This is a genomic window from Pseudolysinimonas sp., from assembly GCF_031389465.1.
Lineage (GTDB): Bacteria > Actinomycetota > Actinomycetes > Actinomycetales > Microbacteriaceae > Pseudolysinimonas_A.
In genome coordinates this window covers 1-3,507 of record NZ_JANMSQ010000247.1, presented here as the reverse complement: position 1 = coordinate 3,507, position 3,507 = coordinate 1, and the positions used below count along the sequence as shown (strand labels likewise).

The 3,507-nt window shown below is 68.9% G+C and carries 4 protein-coding genes; 1 reads left to right on the top strand and 3 read right to left on the bottom strand.

Annotated features, from left to right (window positions below):
- Positions 1-175: 175 nt before the first annotated feature.
- Entirely contained in the window at positions 176-643 is a 468-nt protein-coding gene (gene purE / locus RMO30_RS09810; protein WP_309712650.1) for a 5-(carboxyamino)imidazole ribonucleotide mutase, read from the bottom strand.
- Between the two features lie 40 nt (positions 644-683).
- Positions 684-1,790 carry a 5-(carboxyamino)imidazole ribonucleotide synthase gene (locus tag RMO30_RS09805; RefSeq protein WP_309712647.1) on the bottom strand — a complete coding sequence of 369 codons (1,107 nt, stop codon included), beginning with the start codon at positions 1,788-1,790 and terminating at the stop codon, positions 684-686.
- A gap of 86 nt (positions 1,791-1,876) precedes the next feature.
- Between RMO30_RS09805 and RMO30_RS09800 the strand changes: the two genes are divergently transcribed.
- Positions 1,877-2,395: a GtrA family protein gene (locus RMO30_RS09800; RefSeq protein ID WP_309712645.1), complete on the top strand. Its 519-nt coding sequence runs from the start codon at positions 1,877-1,879 to the stop codon at positions 2,393-2,395.
- Here the strand turns inward: RMO30_RS09800 and RMO30_RS09795 are convergent.
- Positions 2,371-3,507: UDP-glucose/GDP-mannose dehydrogenase family protein (locus tag RMO30_RS09795; RefSeq protein ID WP_309712642.1), on the bottom strand; the 1,137-nt coding region annotated here is incomplete at its 5' end. The genes RMO30_RS09800 and RMO30_RS09795 overlap by 25 nt on opposite strands.

Here is a 3,507-nt window from a genome sequence, read left to right as displayed (position 1 = left end):
AGCAGCCAGAACACCAGCGTGGCGCCGAGCCCAAACCGCCCGAGTCGCCGGTCACCCGCGAGCACCTGCGCCGAGCCGGGGATGAAGAGGTTGAGCACGACCAGCCACCACCCGCGACGCGACATGAATCGCGACGAGCGGAGGTCCGGGTTACGGACCGACGATGTGGCCTGACTCACGAGCCGTCTGCGAGGCGAGCGTTCTTCTCGGCGACCATCCGCTCGAGACCGGCCGCGAACTCTTCAAGCTTCGCCGTGAGCGCGTCATCCGAGACGGCGAGGATGCGAGCCGCGAGGAGGCCAGCGTTGCGGGCGTTGCCGATTGCGACCGCGGCCACCGGGATGCCGGCGGGCATCTGCACGATCGACAGTAGGGAGTCCAGGCCGTCGAGGTTCTTGAGCGGCACCGGCACGCCGATCACCGGCAGGGTCGTGACTGAGGCGATCATCCCCGGCAGGTGCGCGGCGCCGCCGGCTCCCGCGATGATGACTCGGATGCCGCGCCCGGCCGCCTCTGCGGCGAAGTCGATCATGGCGCGGGGGGTGCGATGCGCCGAGACGATCCTCACCTCGTGCGGGATCCCGAACTCGTCAAGCGCCGCGACAGCGTCGTTCATGACCGGGAGGTCGGAGTCCGATCCCATGACGACGGCGACGAGCGGAGGCACGGCGCCATGTTATGGCTCAGGCCTCGAAGAACCCTGCCGCGGCACGCGCCCGAGCCCGGACATCCGCAAGATCGGTGCCCGTTGCGGTGACGTGGCCGACCTTGCGCCCGGGGCGCGAGGCTTTGCCGTAGGAGTGGAATTTCACGCCCCGCTCGGCCGCAAACGCCGCCGGGTAGCGGTCGGGCATCGTCGCGGCCTCCGGACCGCCGAGCACGTTCACCATCACGGCCCAAGGAGCCGTCGGGCTCGGGTCGCCGAGCGGCAGGTCGAGGACGGCGCGGAGGTGTTGCTCGAATTGGCTCGTCACCGCACCGTCGATGCTCCAGTGCCCGCTGTTGTGCGGGCGCATCGCGAGTTCGTTGACTAGGAGCCGCCCATCTGCGGCTTGGAACAGCTCCACCGCGAGCACCCCGGTCACTTCGAGGCCCGCCGCGATCGTCTCCGCGATGCCGCGCGCTTCGACGGCGAGATCCCCGGCATCGGGTGCCGGGGCTAGGACCTCGGCGCACACCCCGTCGCGCTGGATGGTCTCGACAAGCGGCCAGGCAGCCATCTCACCCGACGGCCGGCGCGCGACCTGTTGGGCGAGTTCGCGGCGGAAGTCGACGAGTTCCTCGGCAAGCAGTTCGCCCTCGGCGAGCCAGTCGGCGGCGTCGGCGGAGGCGCGCACCACGCGGACTCCCTTGCCGTCGTATCCGCCGCGAGGCGTCTTGACGACCGCGACGCCGCCGTGTTCGGCGAGGAAACTTTCGAGATCGGCTTCGGTGCGGATGACGGCCCAACCCGGCATCGGCACGCCGAGAGCGGCGAGCCGTTCGCGCATCCGGATCTTGTCCTGCGCTGCCTCCAGCGCGTCTCTCCCGGGCCGGACAGTCACGCCCGACGCCTCGAGCCGCGCGAGCACCTCTTGAGGGACGTGTTCGTGGTCGAAGGTCACGACATCGACATCGGCGGCGAACCCGAGCACTGTCTCGGCCTCGCGGTAATCGCCGATGACGGTCGCGGCGAGGCGTGCCGAGGAGTCCGCCGACTCGGCGAGCACTCGGATCTCGATGCCCAGGGCGACGGCGGGAGACACCATCATCCGCGCGAGCTGACCGCCGCCGATCACTCCGACGCGCACGGCTCCTCCTTCGGGCGGATTACGCTGGACCCCGCCCGTACTCGACCCTAGTCGGGCCGATGAGCGACGAGATCGAGACGAGAGCGATGCGTGCCCTGATCGCCCAGTTCACCCGCTTCGGGCTGGTCGGACTCGTCGGGCTCGTGGTCGACGTGGGGTTGTTCAACCTTTTGTCGCTGACGGTGTTGCGCCCCGACGACGTGCACGAGGGTCCCATCATCGCGAAGGTCATCTCGACCTCGGTCGCCATCATGTGCAATTGGATGGGCAACCGGCATTGGACCTTCCGCGCCCATCGCGGCCGCCAACTGTTGCGCGAAGGAATCGAGTTCGCGCTGGTCAGCGTCGGCGGGATGCTGATCGGTCTGTTCTGTCTCTGGGTCTCCCACTATCTGTTGGGTTTCGACAACCTGCTCGCCGACAACATCTCCGGGAACGTCATTGGACTCGGTCTGGGCACTTTGTTTCGCTTCACCCTGTACAAGCTCTGGGTCTTCGCGCCGCGACGAGGCGAGCGGATGCCGGTCTTCCCGCCGACCACGGCGAAGAGCACGGTTGAGGCCGACGAATCGGCTGCGGATCAGGCTCGGCCGAGTCCCCGGTAGATCCAGCCGGCCGCTCGCCAGACCGCCGGGTCGAGAACGTTCCGCCCGTCGATCAGGATGCGCTGGGTGGGCTCGAGGTCTGTCGGCAGGAGTTCGCGGAAGTCAGCCCACTCGGTCAACAACACGACGGCATCCGCCCCGCGTGCGGCAGTCGCCGCGTCGTCGACGTACTCGAGTTCGGGAACGAGCCGCTCGGCGCTGTGTCGTGCCGCGGGGTCAGTCGCGATGATGTGCGCACCCGCGGCGCGCAACTGACGGGCGACGTCGAGTGCGGGCGAGTCCCGAACGTCGTCGGAGTCCGGTTTGAAGGCGAGCCCCAGCAGCGCGATGCGCGCCCCGGAGAGGTCGCCCACGGTCTCGACCAGCAGTTCGACGACGCGCGTGCGACGACGCAGGTTGATGGCGTCGACCTCCCGCAAGAAGCCGACCGCATGCCCAACACCGAGCTCTTCGGCGCGCGCAGCGAAGGCCCGGATGTCCTTCGGAAGACAGCCGCCGCCAAAACCGACCCCCGCGTTGAGAAAGCGACGGCCGATGCGGGCGTCATGTCCGATCGCGTCGGCGAGGGCCGTGACGTCGGCACCGGTCACTTCCGCGATCTCGGCCATGGCGTTGATGAACGAGATCTTCGTTGCGAGGAACGCGTTCGCTGCGACCTTCACCAGCTCGGCCGTCGGCAGGTCGACGACCAGTCGCGTGACGCCCTGGGCGAGGGCATCGGCATACACGGCATCGAGCCGCGCCACCGTCGACTCGTCACCCTCGGGGACGCCGTACACGATCCGGTCGGGCCGAAGGGTGTCCTGGATGGCAAAGCCCTCGCGCAGGAACTCGGGGTTCCAGGCCAAGGCGATGTCGCGCTCCGCGAGCACGGCGGCGAGTCGACCCGCGGTGCCGACCGGAACGGTTGACTTGCCGACCACGAGCGAGCCCGGCCGGGCGTGCACGGCAAGGCCCGCGATTGCGGCGTCGACGTAGGTCAGGTCGGCCGCTCCGTCGATCCCTTGCGGTGTTCCGACCGCGACGAAATGCACATCGCGCGCGGCGACGACCGAGAGATCTGTCGTGAACGTCAGCCGACCCGAATCGAGGGATGCCCGCAACAGCTCCGC